Source organism: Paenibacillus sp. FSL M7-1455 (assembly GCF_038004655.1).
Taxonomy (GTDB): domain Bacteria; phylum Bacillota; class Bacilli; order Paenibacillales; family Paenibacillaceae; genus Paenibacillus_AQ; species Paenibacillus_AQ cookii.
The window spans coordinates 4,807,402-4,830,333 of record NZ_JBBORO010000001.1 but is presented as its reverse complement, the minus strand read 5'-3'; the positions used below and the strand labels follow the sequence as shown (position 1 = coordinate 4,830,333).

Annotated in this window: 14 protein-coding genes; 13 read left to right on the top strand and 1 reads right to left on the bottom strand. The window is 56.8% G+C overall.

Annotated features, from left to right (window positions below; genetic code table 11):
- Positions 1–195 precede the first annotated feature (195 nt).
- The 13 genes from htpG to NYE48_RS22180 all read left to right on the top strand — a co-directional run bounded on the left by htpG (position 196) and on the right by NYE48_RS22180 (position 21,810).
- Positions 196–2,076, top strand: coding sequence for a molecular chaperone HtpG (htpG, locus tag NYE48_RS22240; RefSeq protein ID WP_340999980.1), 1,881 nt, complete (start codon positions 196–198; stop codon positions 2,074–2,076).
- Between the two features lie 326 nt (positions 2,077–2,402).
- Positions 2,403–3,545, top strand: coding sequence for a YecA family protein (locus tag NYE48_RS22235; protein WP_340999979.1), 1,143 nt, complete (start codon positions 2,403–2,405; stop codon positions 3,543–3,545).
- Positions 3,546–3,915: 370 nt separating this feature from the next.
- The gene (locus tag NYE48_RS22230; protein ID WP_340999978.1) at positions 3,916–5,622 is read left to right on the top strand and encodes an amylo-alpha-1,6-glucosidase; all 1,707 of its coding nucleotides are present in this window, start codon (positions 3,916–3,918) and stop codon (positions 5,620–5,622) included.
- Positions 5,623–5,853: 231 nt separating this feature from the next.
- Positions 5,854–7,596: a cache domain-containing sensor histidine kinase gene (locus NYE48_RS22225; protein WP_341000710.1), complete on the top strand. Its 1,743-nt coding sequence runs from the start codon at positions 5,854–5,856 to the stop codon at positions 7,594–7,596.
- Positions 7,574–8,758 (top strand): response regulator, encoded by a 1,185-nt coding sequence (locus tag NYE48_RS22220; RefSeq protein ID WP_340999977.1) that lies wholly within the window; start codon positions 7,574–7,576, stop codon positions 8,756–8,758. Before NYE48_RS22225 ends, NYE48_RS22220 begins: the two co-directional genes overlap by 23 nt.
- Before the next feature lie 131 nt (positions 8,759–8,889).
- Positions 8,890–10,161 carry an ABC transporter substrate-binding protein gene (locus NYE48_RS22215; protein ID WP_340999976.1) on the top strand — a complete coding sequence of 424 codons (1,272 nt, stop codon included), beginning with the start codon at positions 8,890–8,892 and terminating at the stop codon, positions 10,159–10,161.
- A gap of 36 nt (positions 10,162–10,197) precedes the next feature.
- Positions 10,198–11,187 (top strand): carbohydrate ABC transporter permease, encoded by a 990-nt coding sequence (locus NYE48_RS22210; RefSeq protein ID WP_340999973.1) that lies wholly within the window; start codon positions 10,198–10,200, stop codon positions 11,185–11,187.
- Positions 11,184–11,996 (top strand): carbohydrate ABC transporter permease, encoded by an 813-nt coding sequence (locus NYE48_RS22205; RefSeq protein WP_340999972.1) that lies wholly within the window; start codon positions 11,184–11,186, stop codon positions 11,994–11,996. The genes NYE48_RS22210 and NYE48_RS22205 overlap by 4 nt, the downstream gene beginning before the upstream one ends.
- Positions 11,997–12,019: 23 nt before the next feature.
- A complete protein-coding gene (locus NYE48_RS22200; RefSeq protein WP_340999971.1) occupies positions 12,020–15,136 on the top strand; it encodes a glycoside hydrolase family 2 TIM barrel-domain containing protein in 3,117 nt (1,038 codons plus the stop codon).
- Positions 15,129–15,911 carry an SDR family NAD(P)-dependent oxidoreductase gene (locus NYE48_RS22195; RefSeq protein ID WP_036713387.1) on the top strand — a complete coding sequence of 261 codons (783 nt, stop codon included), beginning with the start codon at positions 15,129–15,131 and terminating at the stop codon, positions 15,909–15,911. The genes NYE48_RS22200 and NYE48_RS22195 overlap by 8 nt, the downstream gene beginning before the upstream one ends.
- 46 nt (positions 15,912–15,957) lie before the next feature.
- On the top strand, positions 15,958–17,367 hold the full coding sequence (gene gcvPA, locus NYE48_RS22190; RefSeq protein WP_340999970.1) for an aminomethyl-transferring glycine dehydrogenase subunit GcvPA: 1,410 nt from the start codon (positions 15,958–15,960) through the stop codon (positions 17,365–17,367).
- Between the two features lie 18 nt (positions 17,368–17,385).
- On the top strand, positions 17,386–18,963 hold the full coding sequence (gcvPB, locus tag NYE48_RS22185; RefSeq protein WP_340999969.1) for an aminomethyl-transferring glycine dehydrogenase subunit GcvPB: 1,578 nt from the start codon (positions 17,386–17,388) through the stop codon (positions 18,961–18,963).
- A 387-nt stretch (positions 18,964–19,350) separates the two neighbouring features.
- Complete coding sequence (locus NYE48_RS22180) at positions 19,351–21,810, top strand: glycogen/starch/alpha-glucan phosphorylase (protein ID WP_340999968.1); 2,460 nt, start codon at positions 19,351–19,353, stop codon at positions 21,808–21,810.
- A 186-nt stretch (positions 21,811–21,996) separates the two neighbouring features.
- Here NYE48_RS22180 and NYE48_RS22175 read toward each other — a convergent pair whose 3' ends face one another.
- Positions 21,997–22,758: an SGNH/GDSL hydrolase family protein gene (locus NYE48_RS22175; RefSeq protein ID WP_340999967.1), complete on the bottom strand. Its 762-nt coding sequence runs from the start codon at positions 22,756–22,758 to the stop codon at positions 21,997–21,999.
- Between the last annotated feature and the right edge of the window lie 174 nt (positions 22,759–22,932).

The following is a 22,932-nucleotide window of genomic DNA, read 5'->3' as shown; positions in this document are numbered from 1 at the left end:
TTGCGCAGGCCGGCCCGTTTCGCGCCGGATGGGCGCAGTTCGGGGGGACGTATCGGCGAAAGCCAGGATCACCGGCTTTGAAATCGTCTTCATGTATTGACTTCGAAATTCAAGGTGTGATATATAAAAATAAGAATTAGCACTCATTGTGCGAGAGTGCTAACATACCCATCGAGCCGAAAGGAGCACTGACTCATGATCAAAAAGGAGTTCAAAGCCGAATCGAAACGGCTGCTGGACATGATGATCCACTCGATCTACACGCAGAAGGAAATCTTTTTGAGGGAATTGATCTCCAACGCCAGCGACGCGATCGACAAGATTTATTACAAAGCTCTCACCGACGACAACATCGTCTTCAATAAAGATGATTATTATATCCGCATTACTCCCGATAAGGAAAACCGCACGCTGACCATTACGGATACGGGGATCGGCATGACCCAGGAGGAACTGGAAAACAACCTCGGGATCATCGCCAAAAGCGGTTCGCTTGCCTTCAAGAGCGAAAACGAAGCGAAGGACGGACACAACATCATCGGTCAATTCGGCGTAGGCTTTTATTCCGCGTTCATGGTTGCCGACAAGGTGACGGTGACCAGCAAAGCGCTGGGCAGCGACCAGGCTTACCGCTGGGAATCCGAAGGCGCGGACGGCTACACGATCGAACCTTGCGAGAAGGATTCGGTAGGAACCGAAATCGTTCTGAAAATCAAAGAAAACACCGAGGACGACCGGTATGACGAATTCCTTGAGGAATACCGCCTGAGAACGATCATCAAGAAGTATTCGGACTTCATCCGTTATCCGATCAAAATGGAAGTGAGCGGAAGCCGTCCGAAGGAAGGCGGCGAGGGCGAATTCGAGGAATACAAGGAAGAGCAAACGATCAACAGCATGGTGCCGATCTGGCGCCGAAACAAAAGCGAGCTGACGAAGGAAGATTACGAGAACTTCTACGCGGAAAAACGCTACGGCTTCGACAAACCGCTCAGCTACGTGCACGTCAAGGCGGACGGCGCCGTCGTGTACAACGCCATTTTGTTCATTCCGGAACGCACGCCTTTCGATTATTACACGAAGGAATACGAAAAAGGCCTCGAGCTGTATTCCAACGGCGTCCTGATCATGGACAAATGCGCGGACCTGCTGCCGGATTACTTCAGCTTCGTCAAAGGGATGGTCGATTCCGAGGATCTGTCCTTGAACATCTCCCGCGAAATGCTGCAGCATGACCGTCAGCTGACGCTCATCGCCAAAAACATCAAAAACAAAATCAAATCCCAGCTCCTGTCCCTCCTGAAGGACGAACGCGAGAAATACGAAACGTTCTACAAAGCGTTCGGCCGGCAGCTTAAATTCGGGGTATACAACGATTACGGCATGAACAAGGACATGTTGTCCGATCTTCTGATGTTCACGTCCTCGAAGGAGAAAAAGCTGGTTACGCTCGATGAATACGTGTCGAGAATGCCTGAGGATCAAAAATATATCTATTACGCTACCGGAACCTCCGTCGAACGGATCGAGAAGCTGCCGCAAACGGAGCTTGTCCTTGACAAAGGTTACGAAATTCTGTACTTTACCGACGACATCGACGAATTTGCGATCAAGATGCTGATGAACTACAAGGAGAAGGAGTTCAAATCGGTATCGAGCGGCGATCTCGGCATCGAGTCCGAAGCGGACGAAGAGGCGTCCAAAGCCGAAGCGGAAGAGAACAAAGAGCTGTTCGAAGCGATGAAGGAACTGCTTGCCGGCAAAGTGAAGGACGTCAAGGCATCCAAACGCCTGAAGTCCCATCCGGTATGCTTGTCCGCCGAAGGCGAGCTTTCGATCGAAATGGAAAAAGTGCTGAACGCGATGCCGAGCAGCGAAGGCATCAAGGCCGACAAAATATTGGAGATCAACGTGCAGCACGACGTGTTCAAATCCTTGAAGGAAGCCTTCGACAAAGACCGCGAAAAGCTCGGCTTGTATACGAACCTGCTGTACAACCAGGCGCTGCTGATCGAAGGGCTTCCGATCCAGGATCCGGTCGAATTTACGAACGATATTTGTAAAATCATGGTGTAGCTTTCGTTTCATGAATAGCAGCGAATATTGCCCGGCCTTCCGGAGGCCGGGCGCTTTTGTTGCTTTTCTCCTTGCCGGCATGTTGTAAAATTTTCGGTATGGAAGATGAAACGGCTCGAATAGTGTATAATGTTTAAAGATGCGGCTAAATTCACATGCCTCGGATGCCGCGGCATGGATTTAGACGCTCCAGGGTGCGATCTATAAACGAATGAAACGTTTTCGGCCGCTCGATGCCGAAGAGGGTTCTTTGGATTTGCAAAATCGTTGCCTGCATGCTTATCAATCTGGAAGAGGTGTAAATGTTGGAAGACCCAAGGTTACAAATGGAAGAACGTAATATACAGCACGCCATCATCGGAGACGTGATGAACCGTTTGCCGGAAATTCTGCAAAGCTTGACCAAATCAAGACTTTCTTCGCTTGCTGCCGCCAATCAAATTTCCGGACGTTCCAAGATGAAGAAGGAAGAGCTTGCAGATGCTCTTTCAGCATATTTGACCGATCCGGAGCAGCTGCGGCCGATCGTGATGGCGACGGATGCCGATGAATGGGCCCTTCTGGAAAAAGTGATGAACGAGCCGTCCATTCAGGATAATACGCTGCCTTTCGGACATTATGCGAATTTTCTGGAGCGCGGGCTGGTATTCAGCTTCTTTAACGAAGGCAAGCTGCATGTGCTGATGCCGGAGGAAATCAAAGCGGCCGCATCGCAAATCGGCTTGTCCGAATTGAAAAAAGAGCACGGCTCGAAGCAGGAAGTTTACGATTATATCGCCGCCGCGGCTCATTTGTATGGCGTTATCAAGCTGGACAAGCTTGTTCAAGTATATAATTCGCAGCATGAAGAGTCGATCACCAAAGAGGAGCTTGCGGCTTGCGCAGGCGAGATGGGCGATCGCGGACAAAACATCCTTTTGGCGGGCGACGTTCTGTACAACGGACTGATCGCAGGCAGCGCGGATGAAAACAAGCTGGCCGAGCTGGCGGAAGGATTGGACGATAAACCGTTTTACGTTCCGGAAAAAGAAGAGCTGCTCCGCTACGCGGATATGGGTTACTTCGAGATGACGCCGCAGCTTGAAGAACTGCAGGCTTTTGTGCTGAACAACATGAGCAAGGACGCGGAGCGGGTGGAACATCTGCTTGACGACATTCAATGGGCTTGCGTGCAGAAGTCCCCGATGCAGGAGCTGATCAATCAGTTTGACCGCCATAAAATCCCGTTCAAAACGCCTGTGCATGCGCAGCGCGTCATTTCCCTGCTGGCGGAAGTGTACAACAACACGAGAATGTGGGCCAACGCCGGTCATACGCTGGTGGAGCTGAGCGCGATGAATGCCATCGATCCGGAGAAAGGGCTCGTCCGACTTGTGGACGAAAGCGACAATACCGTTCCCAAAGTCGGAAGAAACGAACCTTGCCCATGCGGAAGCGGATTGAAATACAAGAAGTGTCACGGGAAATAACAAGATCATCATAAGTTTTGACCAGGCCTTATCCACGCCCTGCAGACCTCGGACCGCCCTTCGGTTGTCCGGCTGCAGGGTGTTTTTCGTGTTCATAGGGTTTGTTGATGGACGAAGCGGATTCCGTTCCGGCCACCGGCAACGACGCGAGCCATTCCAAGCCGAACGCTCAATAACGAATCTCGGAAGGCGGCGGAGACCGGCCTAACATTTGTGCCCCGCATGGTCGAACAAAAAGACACCTTTTATGAGGTGGCCCCCGTTTTTCCAACAAAATGGCCGCCACTCGAAAACAACTGGCCGTTTCGGCCCTTCCCGATCAAGGGTACAATGAAAGCGTTATGATTCCTCTTGACGAAGGAGAACAGCCATGAAATTCGACCTGAGCATCGTGCCCTTCAGCCGGAGAGAAACGTTTCTTGCGGTTTCGCTCCTGCCCGAAGGAAAAAATAGACAGGAAGGCCTCTACCTCCGGACGGTACGGGGCGGAGACGACAAGTTCGGAGAAGCCTTCCGCATCGAACCGGTGGATGCCCTCGGCAGGCTGATTCCGTTTACGGCTGAGGCATCGCCGGAGGCGGTCAAGCTTCAGTCGCCCGCGTCCGAAATCTACGCCGACATTTGCATTTCGGACAAACGTACGGTCCGCTTCCGTTCGAAGGGCTGCGGCATCCGGCTGACCTTCATGCCGGCCGCTTACGATTATGCTTACGAAGTGAACGAAAACAGCTGGGAGATGAACAGCTTTACCCATGAATGCCGCTTTATGCTGACCCGGCTTGCGGGCGCCATGAAGATGGAAGTGCCGTGGGACAAAATCAAAAGCTCCCGCGTCGTCGCCGAGTTCGTTCCGGATCCGGACACGAACGAAGCGGAGTTTGCCGTCGAGGAATTCCGCACGGTCTGGGAGCCGCGGGCCGCATGGGAGCCGTTTGACGAAGCGGTTCAGTCGGCAAAGGAAGACTTTGCTTCTTGGCTCGATCGAAGTTTGCCCGTGTCCGAGGCTTTCGCCGAGGGAAGGGAGCTTGCGGCCTATATAACCTGGTCCTGCCTCGTCCCGGCGGAAGGCTTGCTGACGCGGCCGGCCATGTACATGTCGAAAAACTGGATGACGAATATATGGAGCTGGGACCATTGCTTTAACGCGATGGCTTTGGTCCGCCATGATCCGAAGCTGGCCTGGGACCAGTTCATGATCTTTTTCGACCGGCAGGACGAAAGCGGGCTGATTCCCGACTTCGTCAACGACAAATACGAGCTGTGGAACTGCAACAAACCGCCGATTCACGGCTGGACGCTCGCCTGGATGATGCAGCGGACGGATTACATCCGGGAGACTCAGCTGCGCGAAGTATACGGCCCATTGTCCAAATGGACGAAATGGTGGTACCGGTACCGCGACGGGGACGGCGACGGCATTCCGCAGTACAACCACGGCAACGATTCGGGCTGGGACAACAGCACGGCGTTTAATAACGGGATTCCGGTGGAAAGCCCGGATTTGGCGGCGTTCCTGATCCTTCAGGCCGAGCTGCTTGCCGAAATCGCCGGCTTGCTCGGACTTCCGGAAGAATCCTCGGCATGGCGCCGTTTGGCGGAGGATACGCTCGATAACATGATCGCCCATTTTTGGCGGGACGGAACGTTTATTTCCTGCCGCTCGGGCACGCATGAGCCGTCCGACGGCGACAGCCTGCTGCTGTTCGTGCCGATCGTGCTCGGCAAACGGCTTCCCGAGCCGATCCGCACCGCGCTGCTGGAGGGCTTGCGCGACGAAAGCCGCTTCCTGACGGCCAACGGCTGGGCGACCGAAAGCGTCAGCAGCCCGTATTATACGCCGGACGGATATTGGCGCGGCCCGATTTGGGCGCCGTCGACGATGCTGCTGGTGGAAGGCGTCGCCGCGGCCGGCGATGCCGAGCTGGCCCGCGAAGTATCGCGCCGCTTCTGCCGCATGCTGAACAAAAGCGGCATGGCGGAAAATTTCGACGCCCTGACCGGCGAAGGTCTCCGCGACAGAGCGTTTACCTGGACGTCGAGCGTGTTCCTCATTTTGGGGCATGAATACGCATTGTAACGCAATACAACGCACTTCTCCCGCTTTTTAAAAGCGTCAAGGGGAAGTGCTTTTCCCGTTTGTCCGGCATGATATGCCGGCTGGTTTCCGCGCCGGATCCGCGTCAAAGCAAGCTTATCCGCAACTGGAAAAATGTAAGCGGTTCCATCGGAAGCTTTATTTTATCATCTGCGTGTTCGTCCATGCTAGAATGTTGTTATACGCTACATGCAGGCAAGGGGGGAAATCGTGATGAAAGGCCAGCGGCTTCGGCAGCTGTACCGCCGTCTCGTGTCGGGCTCGTACCGCAGCATCCGCACCAAGCTGCTTGTTTGTTTTCTCATCGTGGCCCTGATTCCTTTGCTTTCGCTCGGCGCGGTGTCGTATTACCAGTCGGCGAAAATGATCAATTCGCAGTTCGGCAAATACGGGGAAAACGCCGTGGCCCAGCTTGAGCAGCAGACCAATTCGTCATTGGGCCGCATGAAACAAACAAGCGAAACCATCTATTCGTATTTGTTAGACCCGGCCCGTACCGGTTTAGGGAACCGGGTTCCTGTTACCTATAGCGAAATTATCGAAAAAAACGATTTTGAAGCGCTGCTGAAGTCGCTTCGGACGGACCGGACGGCAGGCATTTATATCATTACGCCTTCGGGGTATTATTACGGGGAAAGCAATCTGGACGTGGCCAAGCTGGATAACATTCCCGCATGGAAGTCCAGGCCGGCATCTTATCAAGGCACGTACTGGCTCGGTTTTTACGAGCAAAACCATGCGATGAGAGGGGAGGATTCCCATCTCCCGGTATTGGGGCTGGCGGTGCCCATCCATCACCCGAACGGTGCGCAGGACGGAAGCACGATCCTGATCGAGGAAAATGCGGGGGAGCTGCTCCACATGTTCCGTCTGTTCGAAGAAGACACGAAGGCCCATCTGACGATCAAGTCCCCGGATGGAAGACTCATATACGAGAGCGCTTCCAAGTTTGCGCCGAAAAAAAACGACGTCATCTGGGACCGGACGTTGGCGGTGAATCAATGGACCATCGAAGCCCGGCTGCCGGCCAAAGCGTTTTATAAATCGTCCGGAGTCATTCGCTCCAACACCGTCGTCGTTGCCGTCATTTCCTGCGTGCTTGCGTTCGGGCTGGCTTACGTTTTCTCCTCCCGCTTTACGGCCCGGATTCGGACGCTCAAGGATTCGATGCAGAAGGTTAGCTTCGGCAAGCTCGATACCCGGCTGCCCGTTGAGGGCCGCGACGAGCTGGGAAGCCTCGACATGAGCTTCAACCGGATGGTGAGCGGCGTGCAGACGCTGATCGAGGAAGTGGAGCAAAGCGAACGGCTGAAAAAGGAAGCGGAGCTGCGGGCGTTCCATTACCAGATCAATCCGCATCTATTGTTCAACACGCTGAATTCGATCCAATGGAAAGCCCGGCTGGAGGGAGCGGAGGAGATCCGCCACATGCTTTACCATTTGACGATGGTGCTGGAGGGGAATCTCGACATTTCGCAGGAACTGATTACGCTCGGCAGAGAGCTGCGCATGATCGATCACTTTTTGAAAATCCAGGAAATCCGGTACGGCGAGGTTTTCCGTTACGACCTGCACTGCGGGGAATCGCTGAAACGGTACCTGATCCCGCGGATGACGCTGCAGCCGCTTTTCGAGAATATATTTTTCCACGGCTTTACCGACGGCGTCGGCTCCATCGAACTGGACGTGAGGGAGGACAACGACGAGCTGGTGCTGACGCTGAAGGACGACGGCGCGGGCATCGCGGCGGAGAAGCTGGAGCAGTTGTTCAAGCCGAAGCCGGAGAGCCGCGGGCGCGGCGGGCTCGGCGTGCAAAACGCGGACCAGAAGTTCAAGCTGCATTTTGGCCCGCCGTACGGGCTTACGGTACATTCGACGAAAGGCGAAGGCACGACGATCCTCATTCGTTGGCCGAAAAAGGAGGAGGGTTCGGATGGAGACGGCAAAAAAAATTAAGGTGCTGATTGCGGATGACGAAAGCATCGTTCGCAAAGGTTTGCGTTCCACGATCGCATGGGAGCGGTTCGGCATGGAGGTCGTTGCGGATGCGCCGAACGGGCTGAAGGCTTGGGAAGCTTTTCTCGAATACCGCCCGGAAGTCGTCATTACCGACATCGTCATGCCGGAAATGGACGGGATCGAGCTGTCGCGCAAGGTGAAGGAAACGGAACAGCGGACGAAAATCGTTCTGCTGAGCTGCCACCGCGATTTCGAATACGCCCAGCAGGGCATCCGCCTGGGAGCATCCGGTTACCTGCTCAAGACCGCGTTCGAAGATGAAGAGCTGGAGGCGATGCTGGAGCAATTCCGGCAGGAGCTGCAGTCCCCGCCTCCGGCGGACGGTCAGGACGGCGAACGGCTGGAGGCGATGCTTTTCGCTTGGCTGAGCGGGCATCACGAAAAATTTCCGGCCGAGCTTGCCAGGCTGCGCGGGGGAACGTGGCATTTCAACGGTGAGCCGCTGCATCTTTATTTGATCCGTACGGCCGATTGCGGTTCGAGCTGGAGCGGGCTGCTCCTCGGCACTGGCCAGGACGTCAGGCACTTATGCGAAGGCACCGTGATCCCTTACGGCGGGGAATACTGCTATTGGGCCGTTCCCGAATCGCGGCGGGGGACCGCGGAGGGCTTGCTGGTCGAATGCAAAAGCCGGTGCGGGAAGCTGAAATGGAGCCGAAAGGGAGCATTGCAGGATGCCGTGGAACTGAAAGAGGCGTTCCAATCCCTGCATAAAGAAGCGGAGCTGGAACGAATATACGGCGTATCGGGAGAGGACTGGCCGGAGCCGATCTGGAAAGCGGTCCGCCTGCTGCACGAAAATCCGGCGGCGGACTGGTCGGCAAGCCAGCTGGCGGAAAGGGTCGGCCTGAGCCGCAGCCATTTTTCCATCCTGTTCAAGAAGGCGGTCGGAGACAGCTTTATCGCTTTCCAATACAAGCGGAAGCTGCGGCTCGCATCGGCGCTGCTGCGCGATACGGGGTTGACGATGCAGGAAATCGCCGAGCGCACCGGCCTCGGGGACAGCAAATATTTCAGCAAATGGTTCAAGCGCTGCACCGGCCAAACGCCGAGCCATTACCGTTCCCAACAAAAAGGGGAGGCGTCCCGAACAGATTGACACCCGCCCGGCGACATTCGAACAAAAACGCAACAACATTCGAATAGATGCACGTTTTGAACCGCTTTCATAAGAGTTACGATGAAAGCGGTTCAATTATTATACACCTCATTGACAGGGGAGCTGACAAGATGAAAAAGAGAATTTCACTCATTGTCCTTGCAACAACGGTGATGGTATCCGTATTGTCCGCCTGCGGCGGAAGCGGCGGAAACGCCGAAACGTCCGGCCAGGGGGAAGGCGGCTCCAAACAAACGAAAACGCTGCGTTTTGCGACCTGGGATACCGGGGATGCGCTTAAGATCGAACAGGATATCGCCAAAAAGTTCGAAGCGGCGCATCCGGGCACGAAGGTGCAGGTCGAGGCTTACGCGGACGGATTCGACCAGAAGCTGGCCGCCGGCTTCGGCGCGGCGAACCCGCCGGACGTGATGTACATGTGGGACTTCCCGACGTACCATCAATCGCTTGAGCCGCTGGACGGCTATGCGGACAAGGACCCGGACCTCAACATAGATGATTTTTACAAAGGATTGTTCAACTACGGCAAAATCGGCGATACGCTTTACGGCATCCCGGCCGGGTTTACGACCCGCGTCGTGTACTACAACAAGAAGCTGTTCGACGAGGCGGGCGTCCCGTATCCGAAAGACGGCTGGACCTGGGCCGAATTCCAGGACATCGCCCGGAAGCTTACCGACAAGTCGAAAAAGCAGTACGGCTTCGGGGTGCGCGCCGAAAACGACACGTACGATCTCCAGGGATTCGTTTGGAGCAACGGCAGCTCCTTCATTTCCCCGGACGGCAAAGCGATCGACGGATACATGAACAGCAAGGAGACGGCCGAAGCGATCCAAATGTTCGGGGACATGGTGAAAAACGGCTCCGCCGTGCTGACGGGCGGCAAAGGCCAGCAGAGCGGCGACGACATCTTCAAAGCCGGCAAAATCGCCATGTGGGAAAGCGGCATTTGGCCGCTGGAGTCGTTTAAGCAGGCGGGCGTCGACGTAGGCACCGTGGAAATGCCGGCCTTCCCGGGCAAACCGGTCAAAGGCGTGCTCGCCGAATCCGCGCTGTCCATCGCCAAAGACTCCAAGCAAAAAGATCTGGCGTGGGAGTTCGTCAAATTTTACGTATCCAACGATTCGATCAAAATGCGCGTAGCCGACCTGCCTGTCCGCCAAAGCGTCGTGACCGAGCTGAAGAAGGACCAGGATCCGCTTTACAAGCCGTTTTACGCGATGCTTGAACGTTCGAGCGATACGCCGGCGTTCCTGCTGAACCCGAAATGGAACGAAGTGAACCGTCAGCTGTCGGCAGCGGTCGAAGCGGTGATGCACGGCGCGAGCGCCCAGGAAGTGCTGAACCAGGCGGTCAAAGACAGCGAGCGGTATTTGAAATAAACGCTTAAACAACCTCTAAAGAAAGAAGGTTAGGAGATGGCTCAGACCTACCTGCACAACGCACGGGAACAGACAGCCGCCCTTAAGCCCTTGAGAAAACGCAGATGGGGTGGGGCTGCTCCCTACCTCTTCATCTTTCCTTGGATATTCGGATTCGTCGTCTTTACGCTCGGCCCGTTGCTGTTTTCGCTGATCATATCGTTTTTCGATTGGCTGATCGTCGGCAAAGTGACGTTTATCGGTTTCGACAACTATATCGAAATGTTTACGGACGATCCGATGTTCTGGACATCGTTATTCGTCACCTTGAAATTCGCGGCCCTGTTCGTCCCGCTCAACATCATCATCGCGCTGGGACTCGCCATGCTGCTGAACCAAAAGGTGCGGGGCAGCGCGATATTCCGCACCGCCTTCTACCTGCCGTCCGTCATTTCGGGCGTGGCGCTCGCCATGATCTGGTCCTGGGTGTACAGCGGGGATTACGGGATCCTGAACTACTTTCTGTCGCTGTTCGGGATTCAGGGTCCGGACTGGCTGAACGACACGAAATGGTCGCTGGTGGCGATGGTCGTCGCCAGCCTGTGGGGACAAGGTTCGATGATGCTGATTTTCCTGGCGGGATTGAAGGGCATCCCGAAGGATTTGTACGAATCGGCTTCGATCGACGGGGCCGGCAAAATCCGGCAGTTTTTCAGCGTGACCATTCCGATGATCACCCCGACGATTTTGTTCAACCTCATTACGTCCATCATCGCGGCGTTCCAGCAGCTGACCCTGGCTTTGCTCCTGACGGGGGGCGGACCGCTGAAGTCTACGTATTTTTACGCGATGTACATGTACGAAAACGCCTTTAAATATTTCAAAATGGGATATTCCGCGGCCAACGCCTGGTTCATGTTCCTGATCGTGCTGGTGCTGACGTTCCTCGTCTTCAAGTCGTCGGAAGCATGGGTGTTCTACGAAGGCGAAATGAAAAAAAATTCGCGGGATGAACGGAAATCGAAAAAAGGGGGGCAGGCCGGATGAAAAAGATGCTGACGTACGCGCTGCTGATCGTTTTTTCGCTCCTGTTCATCGCGCCCTTGTTCTGGGCGGTGACGACGGCGCTCAAATCGCAGCAGGAGCTGTATCTGTTCCCGCCCAAATGGATTCCTTCCGTCTGGAAATTCAGCAATTTTGCCGAAGCCTGGAACAGCCAGCCGTTTAACCTGTTTTTGAAAAACACGGTGATCATTACGGCCCTGTCCACGCTCGGCCAGCTGATCTCCTGCACCCTGGTCGCTTACGGCTTCGCCCGGTTCCAGTTCAAGGGACGCGACTTCCTGTTTCTGGTCGTTCTGGCGACGATGATGATTCCGTGGGAAGTGACGATGATTCCGCAATACATGGAATTCAACTATTTGGGCTGGATCAATACGCTGAAGCCGCTGATCGTGCCTTCGTGGTTCGGATCCGCCTATTATATCTTTTTGCTGCGGCAGTTTATTTTGACCCTGCCCAGGGAGCTGGACGAAGCGGCCACGATCGACGGCGCCAGCAAAGTGACGGTGCTGTTCCGGATCATCGTGCCGCTGATGGGGCCTTCGCTCATCCTGGTGGCCGTATTCCAGGTGATGAGCTGCTGGAACGACTATCTCGGACCGCTCATTTTCCTGAACGACCAGACGAAGTATACGCTGACGCTCGGCTTGTCCCAATTTAAGGGGATGTACGGCGTCGACATGCAGTCGATTATGGCGATTACATGCCTGATCTCCATCCCGCCGCTGGCCATTTTCTTCTTCGCGCAGCGTTATATCGTGGGCGGGATCGCAACGACGGGCATCAAAGGATAGATCGCAGAGAAAGGAAGAGGACCATGAATGACATCATGAAGCAGCGGGATTGGGATAACCTCGGCGTGCTGGAGCGTAACCGCACGAAGAGCCGGGCTTATTTCATTCCGTTCCCCGATCGGGAAGGCGCTTTGAGTTACGACCGGGGGAGTTCCCCGTGGTTCAAATCGCTGAACGGGATATGGAAATTCGATTTTGCGGAGGGGCCGGAGCTGGCTCCGCGGCATTTTTACGAGCAGGAATTCGACGTTTCGGGATGGGACGACATCCGCGTGCCGGGCCACTGGCAGCTGCAGGGCTACGGGCACCCGCATTACACGGACCTGTATTACCCGTTTCCGGTCGATCCGCCGCATGTGCCGAACGACAATCCGACGGGGAGTTACGTCAGGGACTTCGAGCTTCCCGCCCGATGGGACGGACGGCATGTGTCCATTAAATTCGACGGCGTGGACAGCGCCTTCCATCTGTGGCTGAACGGGGCGTTTGTCGGTTACAGCCAAGGGAGCCGTCTGACTTCGGAGTTCGATTTGACCCCTTATTTGAAATCCGGCGTGAACCGATTGGCCGTTCGCGTATATCAGTGGTCGGACGGCAGTTATCTGGAGGATCAGGACATGTGGTGGATGAGCGGCATTTTCCGGGACGTGTACCTGGTGGCCGAACCGTCCTCCGTGCGCATGGCCGATTTCCGGGTGGTAACGGAGCTGGACGCCGAGCTGACGAACGCGGTGCTGTCGGTGCGCACGGACATGGCTGGAAAGGACGCCGGAGGCAAAGTTTCCCTCCAGCTGCTGGATCGGACGGGAGCCGAGCTGCTCTTCGCCGAAAAAACATGGTCCGGGGAGGCGCATGCCGAGTTTAACCTGCCCGTCGCCAAACCGGTTTTATGGAACGCGGAATCGCCGTATTTGTACCATTTGGTGTTGACCGTATACGATGCGCAGGGGCAGGTAACCGAAACCGTCGCCCAGCGGGTCGGCTTCCGCCGCATCGAGGTGAAGGACGGCCAGTTTTTGGTGAACGGCAAGGCGATCCTGCTCAAAGGCGTCAACCGGCATGACCATCATCCGGATACGGGCCGGACGGTGACGTTGTCGACGATGCTGGAGGACATCAAGCTGATGAAGCGGCATAACATCAACGCGGTCCGTACGGCGCATTATCCGAACGACCCGCGCTTTTACGACCTGTGCGACGAATACGGGCTGTACGTCATGGAAGAAACGGACTTGGAAACGCACGGCTTCGAGCCGCTTGGTAACATATCGCGGCTAAGCGACGATCCGGCCTGGAAGGAAGCTTACGTGGACCGGGTGCGCCGCATGGTGGAACGCGACAAAAACCATCCGTCGGTCATCTTCTGGTCGCTGGGGAACGAATCGGGCTTCGGCTGCAACTTCCGCGCGATGTCCGCATGGTGCAAGGAACATGATCCGACCCGCCTCGTGCATTACGAGGAAGACCGGGAAGCGGAGGTATGCGACGTCGTCAGCACGATGTATTCTTCCGTGGAGAAAATGGAAGGCTTCGGCCGAATGGAGGATCATCCGAAACCGCATGTGTTGTGCGAATTTGCCCATGCCATGGGCAACGGCCCCGGGGGACTGCGCGCGTATTTCGACGTCTTCGACAAGTATCGGCGCTTGCAGGGCGGTTTCGTCTGGGAATGGATCGACCACGGCCTCAGCCGCAGGACGGCGGACGGCAAGGCCGATTACGCTTACGGCGGCGATTACGGCGATGTGCCAAGCAACGGCAACTTCGTGATCGACGGACTGGTTTTCCCGGATCGGACGCCATCGCCGGGCCTCCTTGAATATAAGAAAATCATCGAACCCGTCCGGGTGGAAATGGCCGATGAAGGCCGCATCCGCGTGACGAACCGCTACGATTTTATCGGCCTGGATCACTTGCGGGCGCATTACAGCGTCACGGCGGACGGACGGGTTTTGGACAGCGGCGTGCTTGAGCTGCCGGAGATCGGGGCGGGCGAAAGCCACGAGGTGGAGATTCCGCTGCGGGATGACCCGATACGGAACGTCGGTGCGGAACGCTGGCTGAACATCGGCTTCACGCTGGCGGCCGATTGCGATTGGGCTTCCCAAGGCTATGAGGTGGCCTGGGCCCAGTTTGCGTTGCCAATCGCACCCGCCTCCATTGAACCGGGAGCCGCGGCCGTCTCCGCCGAACCTCGGGCCTTGTCGGCAAACGAGGAGGACCGGAGGCTTGCCGTTGGTAACGATGCGTTCCGGATGACCTTTGACCGGCTGCAGCCGGGAATCGCTTCGCTGCGCTTCGGCGGCAAGGAGCTGATTCGTCGCGGTCCGCGCCTGAACTTCTGGCGGGCGCCGATCGACAACGACATGTACGTGCTCGCGGATTGGCGCAAAGCCCATCTCGACCGGCTGTCGGAACGGATCGACGGTTTCCGTTGGGAACGGCTGGACGATAGCGCGGTACGGATCACCTGGAATTCGCGGATTGCGCCGCCGGTCCATGATTGGGGTTTCCGCTGCGAGGTTTCGTATACGGTGAGCGGCAGCGGGCTGGTCGTCATCGACGTGAACGGGACGCCGGAAGGAACGCCGCCTTCCATGCTGCCGAAAATCGGCCTCCAGCTCGAAATGCCGGGCGATATGGAGCATGTCCGGTGGTACGGGCGCGGGCCGGGGGAAAGTTATTCGGACAGCAAGGAAGCAGGAAGGTTCGGCGTCTACAGGAATACGGTCGACGGTTTATTTACGCCGTACGTGTATCCGCAAGAGAACGGCAACCGGACGGATGTCCGCTGGGTGTCCGTCTCGGATGGAACGGGCATCGGCCTGATGGCGGCCGGCGCGCCGGTGCTTGAATTCAGCGCAAGGCGGTATGCGGACGCCGATCTGGAAGCGGCTCGGCATTTGAGCGACCTGAAGCCGCGGGATTATATCACCCTTAATTTGGATTACCGGCAAAACGGCCTTGGCAGCAACAGCTGCGGACCGGCGCAGTCGCCGGAACATGCCGTCAAGCCTGAGCCTTTCCGGTTCCGCATCCTGCAGGCGTATATGGCCGAAAACGGCTCGCCTGAACGGCTGTGGCGGAGCATGGCGGCGGAAGCGGACAACATGAAGCTGGAGGAGGAGAACGATGCTTAAATCACAGGATGTTTTGAACTTATCGGGTAAAGTGGCGGTCGTCACGGGGGGCGCTTCAGGGATCGGCCTGGCCGCCGCCGAGCTGCTCGCCGAATTCGGAGCGCATGCGGTGCTGGTCGACATCAATGAAACGGCGGGGGAACAAGCGGCCGCCGGCATCCGCGAAAAGGGAGGACAGGCCAGCTTCTACCGCTGCAACGTCACTTCCGCCGCGGATTGCGAGCGCGTCGCCGGAGAGGTCGCATCGGCGCTTGGGGGCATCCACATCCTGTTTAACAACGCGGGCGTCATCCGCCGTAAAACGGTGACCGAGCTCGAGGAGCGGGATTGGGATCTGGTGCTGGACGTTTCGCTGAAAGGCGTGTACCTGCTCTCCAAGTACGTCATCCCGATCATGGAGCAAGGCGGCGGAGGCAGCATCATCAATACGGGCTCCGGCTGGGGGCTGAAAGGCGGGGACCGCGCCGCGGCTTACTGCGCGGCCAAAGCCGGTGTCGTCAATCTGACCAAAGCGATGGCCATCGACCACGGCCCGGCCAACATCCGCGTCAACTGCGTGTCGCCGGGCGACACCGACACGCCGCTCCTTCGCGACGAAGCCAGGCAGCTTCAGCAGGACGAAGCGTCGTTCCTCGTCGCTTCGGCGGGCGGTCGGCCGCTGGAGAGGCTCGGCACGCCGCGGGATATCGCAAACGCCGTATTGTTCCTGGCCAGCGACCTTTCTTCCTGGGTGACGGGCAGCGTGCTTGTCGTCGACGGAGGCGGCATTGCTTAGGACGGATCTTTGTTTTGCTTTTCCAATACGAACGGAGGCGATTCATTTGGCAGAAAGAACCTATGCCCATCCTTATATTCCGAATACCGTACCGGAGGTCCGGGACGCGATGCTGAAGGAAATCGGCCTGACATCCTTGGACCAGCTGCATGAAGCGATTCCGGACAGCCTCAAGCTGAAGCGGGAGATGAACCTGCCGCCGGCGATGAACGAATACGAGCTGCGCCGCCATATCGAAGGCCTGCTGGCCAAAAACAAGGACGGCGCCGATTATCTCAATTTCCTCGGAGCCGGCTGTTGGCAGCATTTCATTCCGGCGGTATGCGACGAAATCAACCAGCGTTCCGAATTCGTGACCGCCTATGCCGGAGAACCTTACGAAGACCATGGGCGTTTCCAGGCGTTGTTCGAATACCAAAGCCTGGTGGCCGAGCTTGTCGACATGGACGTCGTCAACGTGCCTACGTTCGACTGGGCGCAGGCGGCATCGACGTCCATCCGGATGGCCGGCCGCATGACGGGCCGCAAGACCGCTTTGCTTCCGCGTTCCGTCGATCCCGATAAGGCCGCGATCATTCGCAATTACTGCGTACCGGTCATGGACATCGCATACGTGGAGATCGACCCGGCGACGGGAAAAATGGACCTGGACGACCTGCAAAGCAAACTCGGCCCCGACGTGGCGGCCGTTTATTTCGAAAACCCGGGGTATCTCGGCATCATCGAGGACCGGGGAGCGGAAATCTCGAAGCTTGCCCATGACGCCGGGGCCGTATCGATCGTCGGCGTCGACCCGATTTCCCTCGGGGTGCTCGAAGCTCCGCCGCGTTACGGCGCGGACATCGTCTGCGGGGATTTGCAGCCGCTGGGCATGCATATGAACTACGGCGGCGGCCAGGCGGGATTCATCGCGACGCGCGACGAGGAGAAATTCGTGATGGAATATCCTTCCCGCCTGTTCGGCATCGTACCGACGGAGGTAGAAGGCGAATACGGCTTCGGGGACGTCGCTTACGAGCGCACGTCCTTTGCCCTCCGCGAGAAGGGCAAGGAATCCGTAGGCACCCAAACCGCCTTGTGGGGAATTACGGCCGGCGTATATTTGGCGCTGCTCGGTCCGCACGGCATGAAGGAGGTCGGCAGCACCATCATCCAGAAGTCGCATTATGCCGCGAAGAAGCTGGCGGAGATTCCGGGCGTTGCCCTTCGGTTCGAAGGCGCCTTTTTCAAGGAATTCGTCGTCGACTTTAACGCCACGGGCCTGACCGTTGCCGAGATCAACCGCCGCCTGATGGAGGAAGGCATTTTCGGCGGCAAGGATTTGTCCGCGGGGTATCCGGCGTGGGGACAATGCGCGCTCTACTGCGTGACGGAAATCCATACGCAGTCCGACCTGGACCGCCTTGCGGCCGCGATCCGCGCGATTGTCGGCACGTCATCGACTACAAGAACCTAAGAGGGGGAGACAGACGCCATGAAACGGATTAAGAGAGACCGCAAGGTCCGTCAGTTCCACCAAGCCAAATGGGATGAACCGGTTATTTTTGAACTTCACCGCCCAGGAGAGCGGGGCGTCATCCCTCCGGGAAGCGAAGCCGCCGTGGCGGCAACGGTCGGCAGCGCCGAGGACAGCATCCCGGCCTCCATGCGTCGCAGCTCGGCTCCCGCGCTTCCGGAAATCGGGCAGGCCAAAGTGCTCCGGCATTATTTAAGACTGTCCCAGGAGACGCTGGGATCCGATTTGAACGTCGAAATCGGGCAGGGCACCTGCACGATGAAATACATTCCGCGCATCAATGAAATGCTGATCCGTAACCCGCGTTTAACGGAGCTGCATCCGCTCCAGGATGCCGGCACCGTGCAGGGCATGCTGGAGATTTACCATCGACTCGACCTTGCGATGCGCGAAATTTCCGGCATGGACGCTTTTTCGTTCCAGCCGAGCAGCGGCACCCAAGCATTGCTGGCCATGGCCTCCATCGTCCGGGCTTACCATGATTCCCGCGGCGAAGGCGACCGGCGGGACGAGATCATCACGACGATTTTCTCGCATCCGTCCCAGGCGGCGACCGCTGCGGTCAAAGGCTACAAGATCATCACGCTGCATCCGGACGAGGACGGGTTCCCGGATCTCGAAAAGCTGAAAAACGCCGTTTCGGAACGGACGGCCGGATTTGTCGTCGCGAACCCGGAGGACACGGGCATTTACAATCACCGCATCCGGGAATTTACGGACGTGGTGCATGCCGCCGGCGGCATTTGCTACTACGATCAGGCCAACGCCAACGGCCTGCTTGGCATTACCCGGGCGAAGGAAGCCGGCTTCGACATGTGCTTTTTTAACCTGCACAAAACCTTCGCCGCCCCGCATATGTGCGGAGGACCGGCGACGGGCGCGCTCGGCGTGACCGAAGAGCTGAAGCCGTTCCTGCCGGGGCCGCTCGTGGAACGCGAAGAAGGCGGGCGTTACGTACTGAAGGGGCAGGGCGACCTCAGCATCGGCAAGGTCCGCAGCTTCCACGGCGTCGCCCAAACCGTGCTGCGGGCATACGCCTGGATTCTGAGCCTTGGCGCCGAAGGATTGAAGGACGTGGCCCAAATCGCCGTGCTGAACAACAATTACCTGTACCATAAGATTTTGCAGATCCGCGGCGCAAGCGCTCCGTACATCAAGGGCCGCCGCCTGGAGCAGGTCCGGTACAGCTGGAAGCAGCTGACGGACGAAACGGGCGTCACGACCGAGGACATCACGCGCCGGATGTGCGATTTCGGCCTCCATTATTGGACGTCCCACCATCCGTACATCGTGCCGCAGCCGTTTACGCTCGAGCCGACCGAGTCCTATTCCAAGGAAGATCTGGACGAATACATTCGGGCGCTGGAGCATATTTCGAATGAAGCTTATACGAACCCGGACATCGTCAAAACCGCTCCGCACAACAGCACAGTTCACCGCAACGACGAGTCGTCCCTCGACGATCCGAAGCAGTGGTGCATTACGTGGCGCGCGTATTTGAAGAAAACGAAGGCTCAACTGCAGGAGCAGAAATAGGCACGCGCCCGATGTAAAAAAGGCATCCTCCACTGGCTTGAAACGCCTGGGGGATGCCTTTTTCGTTTGTTTCTTAAAGCTGCCGCAGGCGGCCATCCTTCCAAAAAACCAAGCCGAATGACGGTTAGCGAATATCACTCCGGCACCCTTGGGCGTATATTTATTAGGTGGGAGTTGCTTGGGGAATAGGGCTGCAGCCTGCGGGCCGGGCATGGCCGAAAGCGGCTCTCCTCCAACGTTGCTTCAGCCGTCGTAAACGGGATCGCCTGTATCCAGGCAGAGCGCCTTACGATTCTAGCCGGCGGCGCGACAGGCTTGGCGGCGATCGTACAACGCCGTAACGCTGGCTGTAAATCCGCGAATCTTAAACGTCAGGAGGAACTTCTTTTGTTCGACAACAAGGAATTTTTCAAAACTGCGTTCAAGGAGCAATTGGTTAGCCGTTTGGGAAAAAGCATGGAGGAGGCGACGGCAGGCGACATTTACAAAATACTCGGAAATTTGATCCGCGAAAACATTGGGCGCGAGTGGGCCGAAACGAATCAGGCCTATAAGGCGGACCGGGAAAAGCAGGTGTATTATTTTTCAATGGAGTTTCTCGTCGGCCGCCTGCTCGGGAACAATCTGCTGAACCTGGGCATGTACGACACGGTCCGCGAGGGACTGAAGGAGCTGGGCTGGGATTTGGAAACGATCGAGGAGCAGGAGCCGGATGCCGGTCTCGGCAACGGGGGGCTCGGACGCCTCGCCGCCTGTTTTCTCGATTCGCTCGCGTCCTTGGGGTATGCGGGCCACGGCTGCGGCATCCGCTATAAATACGGCTTGTTTGAACAAAAAATCGTCGACGGCCACCAGGTCGAGCTCCCCGATCCGTGGCTGCAAAAAGGGTATGTATGGGAGGAACGCCGGGAGGATAAGCGGGTTCCGGTCAGCTTTTGGGGACGGGTGGAGGTGTCCGAAAAAAACGGCAGGACCGTGTTCGAAACGGTCGGCGACGAAAAAATTTGGGCGGTGCCCTATGACGTCCCCGTCATCGGTTACGGCAGCCCGCATGTCAACACCCTCCGGCTGTGGAGCGCCGAGTCCGCGGTCGATCCGGCCATCCTGCGGTCCGGCGCCCAGAGCGGTCCCGCGAATAAAGGATATTATCAATTTTTGGACTATAATCGTTCGGTGGAATCCATCTCCGAATTTTTATATCCGGATGATTCGGGGTACGAGGGAAAGCTGCTTCGCCTGAAACAGCAGTACTTTTTGTGCTCGGCAGGACTGAGAAGCGTGCTGCGGACCTTCGAGAAGCTGGGATTGCCTTTTTCCGAGCTTCCCCGGAAGGTGGCCGTCCATATCAACGATACGCATCCGACGCTGGTCATTCCGGAGCTGATGCGGATTTTGATCGACGAGAAGGGGTTCGGCTGGGATGAGGCGTGGAGCCTGACGATCCGTACCGTGTCGTATACGAATCATACGCTGATGAGCGAAGCGCTGGAAAAATGGCCGGTCAACATGGTGCGCGAGCTTCTGCCGCGCGTGTACATGATCATCGAAGAAATCAACAAACGTTTTTGCGGCATGCTGCTGGAACGTTTTCCGGGCAGGCAGGACCTCGTCTCCCGGATGGCCATCATCGAAAGCGGCCAGGTGAAGATGGCCCATTTGGCCGTCGTCGGCAGCTACAGCGTGAACGGCGTGGCCCGGCTGCATACGGAGCTGTTGAAAAACGACGTCATGAAACCCTTTTACGGCTTGTTCCCGGAACGGTTCAACAACAAAACGAACGGCATCGCCCACCGCCGCTGGCTGATGCATGCCAATCCGGAGCTCAGCCGCCTTGTTTGCGACGGCATCGGCACCGGCTGGATCGAAAATCCCGAACGGCTGCAGGAATTGGAACGTTTCAAAAACGATTCGTTGTTCCGGGAAGAAATCCTCCGGATCAAACATGGAAACAAGCAGCGCCTTTCCGGTGAAATCCGGCAGAAGCAGGGCATTGCCGTCGATCCGGAGTCGCTGTTTGACGTACAGGTCAAACGGCTTCACGGATATAAGCGGCAGCTCCTGAACGCGCTGCACATCATGCATTTATATCATGCGATCAAAGACGATCCGACCGCCGAACGCCTTCCCCGCACGTTTATTTTTGCCGCGAAGGCGGCGCCGGCCTATTTTTTGGCGAAATGCATCATCAAACTGATCCATGCCGTCATGGATACCGTCAACCGGGATCCGCAAATGGAGGGCAGGCTGAAGGTCGTGTTCCTCGAAAATTATTCGGTTTCCCTCGCCGAGAAAATCATCCCCGCCGCCAACGTCAGCGAACAAATATCGACGGCAGGCAAAGAAGCTTCCGGCACGGGCAACATGAAATTCATGATGAACGGGGCGTTGACGGTCGGCACGCTCGACGGGGCCAACGTTGAAATGCATGAACGCATCGGGGCGGAGAACATGTTCCTGTTCGGCCTGCGTTCGGAGGAAGTCATGGATTATTACAAGCATGGAGGATACTGGGCGAGAGAAATCTATGAACGCGACCCAAGGGTCAAACGGGTGCTGGACGATTTGATCGTTCCCGGTCCTTTTTGCCGGCATGACCGCGAATTCGAGGTGATCTACCAATCGCTTCTCGACCATAACGACGAGTTTTTCGTGCTCCGCGATTTTGCGGATTACGCCGATACGCATGCCGCGGTTGAACGGGCGTATTGGGACGCGCAGGACTGGGCAGCCAAATCGATCGTCAATATCGCCCACTCGGGGCATTTTTCCAGCGATTGTACTGTCAAGCGTTACGCGTCCGAAATCTGGAAGATCCATCCCGTGCGAAACGCGTTCGAAATCAGGTAAATGCTGCAAACGTGTTTTCCCATTAACGCCCAGACCCTCATCGGGGCTCATGGAATCGGGAATCCCTTCGCAAGCGGCAAAAATCCCCTCCATACGCCGGCACGGGCACCGCGGTTCAAGGTTTTGGCCGCTGCAGCCCGGCGCCGGTCGCGCCGAGGGGATTTTTTTCGTAGGGCATGCTGCTTATTATCCTTCGCAAGCGGCGTTGGTACCGCCGTCCCGCAGCAGATGCCGGTAATTCGATTTGACGAACTCCACCACTTTGTCGAAAATGATGCGGTGTCCCGCCTCGTTCGGATGAATGCCGTCGGAGCAGAGGAACTTCGTGAAGTCGGGTTGCTGGAGAAATGCGCCGCGCACGTCGATCAATTTTGTTTTGGTCAGCTCGGACACTTTGAGAATCGTCGAATTGTAGCGCTCCTGCCACCAATAGATTTTCGTGACGCTGCCGAGCCATTCCAGGACGTTTTGCTGCGCTTCCGGATCGTTTTGGGTGACCCATTTGAAGTAATTGTCCGCGTTCAGCGGAGGCAGGCTCATCAGAATCGGGATGATCTGCTGGCTTTTCAGGTCGTTGACCGTTTCCATCAGCACTTTTTCGAACGTATGGAAATCCGTTTTCGGGTGATGCTCGCGGCCGGGGTCTTTCGCAATTTCGTTCCAGTTATAATCGCAATCGTTCCCGCCGTATTCGATCAGCACGATGTTCGGCTTTTCCTTCATGACATCCCTTTTCAGGTTGCTAATACCCTTGAGCAGCGTATTTCCGAATCTTGCGGTATTGCGGACCGCGCCTTTCAGCTTGTTTTGGAGCAGCGAGACGTAGTTGTCCTCCAAAATCACGTATTTGTTGCGAACCTCGTCATAAATGACGCCTTTGGAGATGGAATCTCCGGATACGATGTATTTGGCGCCGTCATTTCCGAATTCATGTTGAAAACCGCTCACAGCATCACCCCGTTTCCACTATTATTTCTTATAACTTCTATTGTAATGCAGCTTCTTCCCGCAAAGCAAATAACGGCGTTCGGCCGAGGGCTCAAGCTGCCTGCATCCCTTCGGGGAATCATCGGCCTCCGGCTTAAAAAAGGAAGCTCCTGCATCGGATCGCCGCAGCCCGTA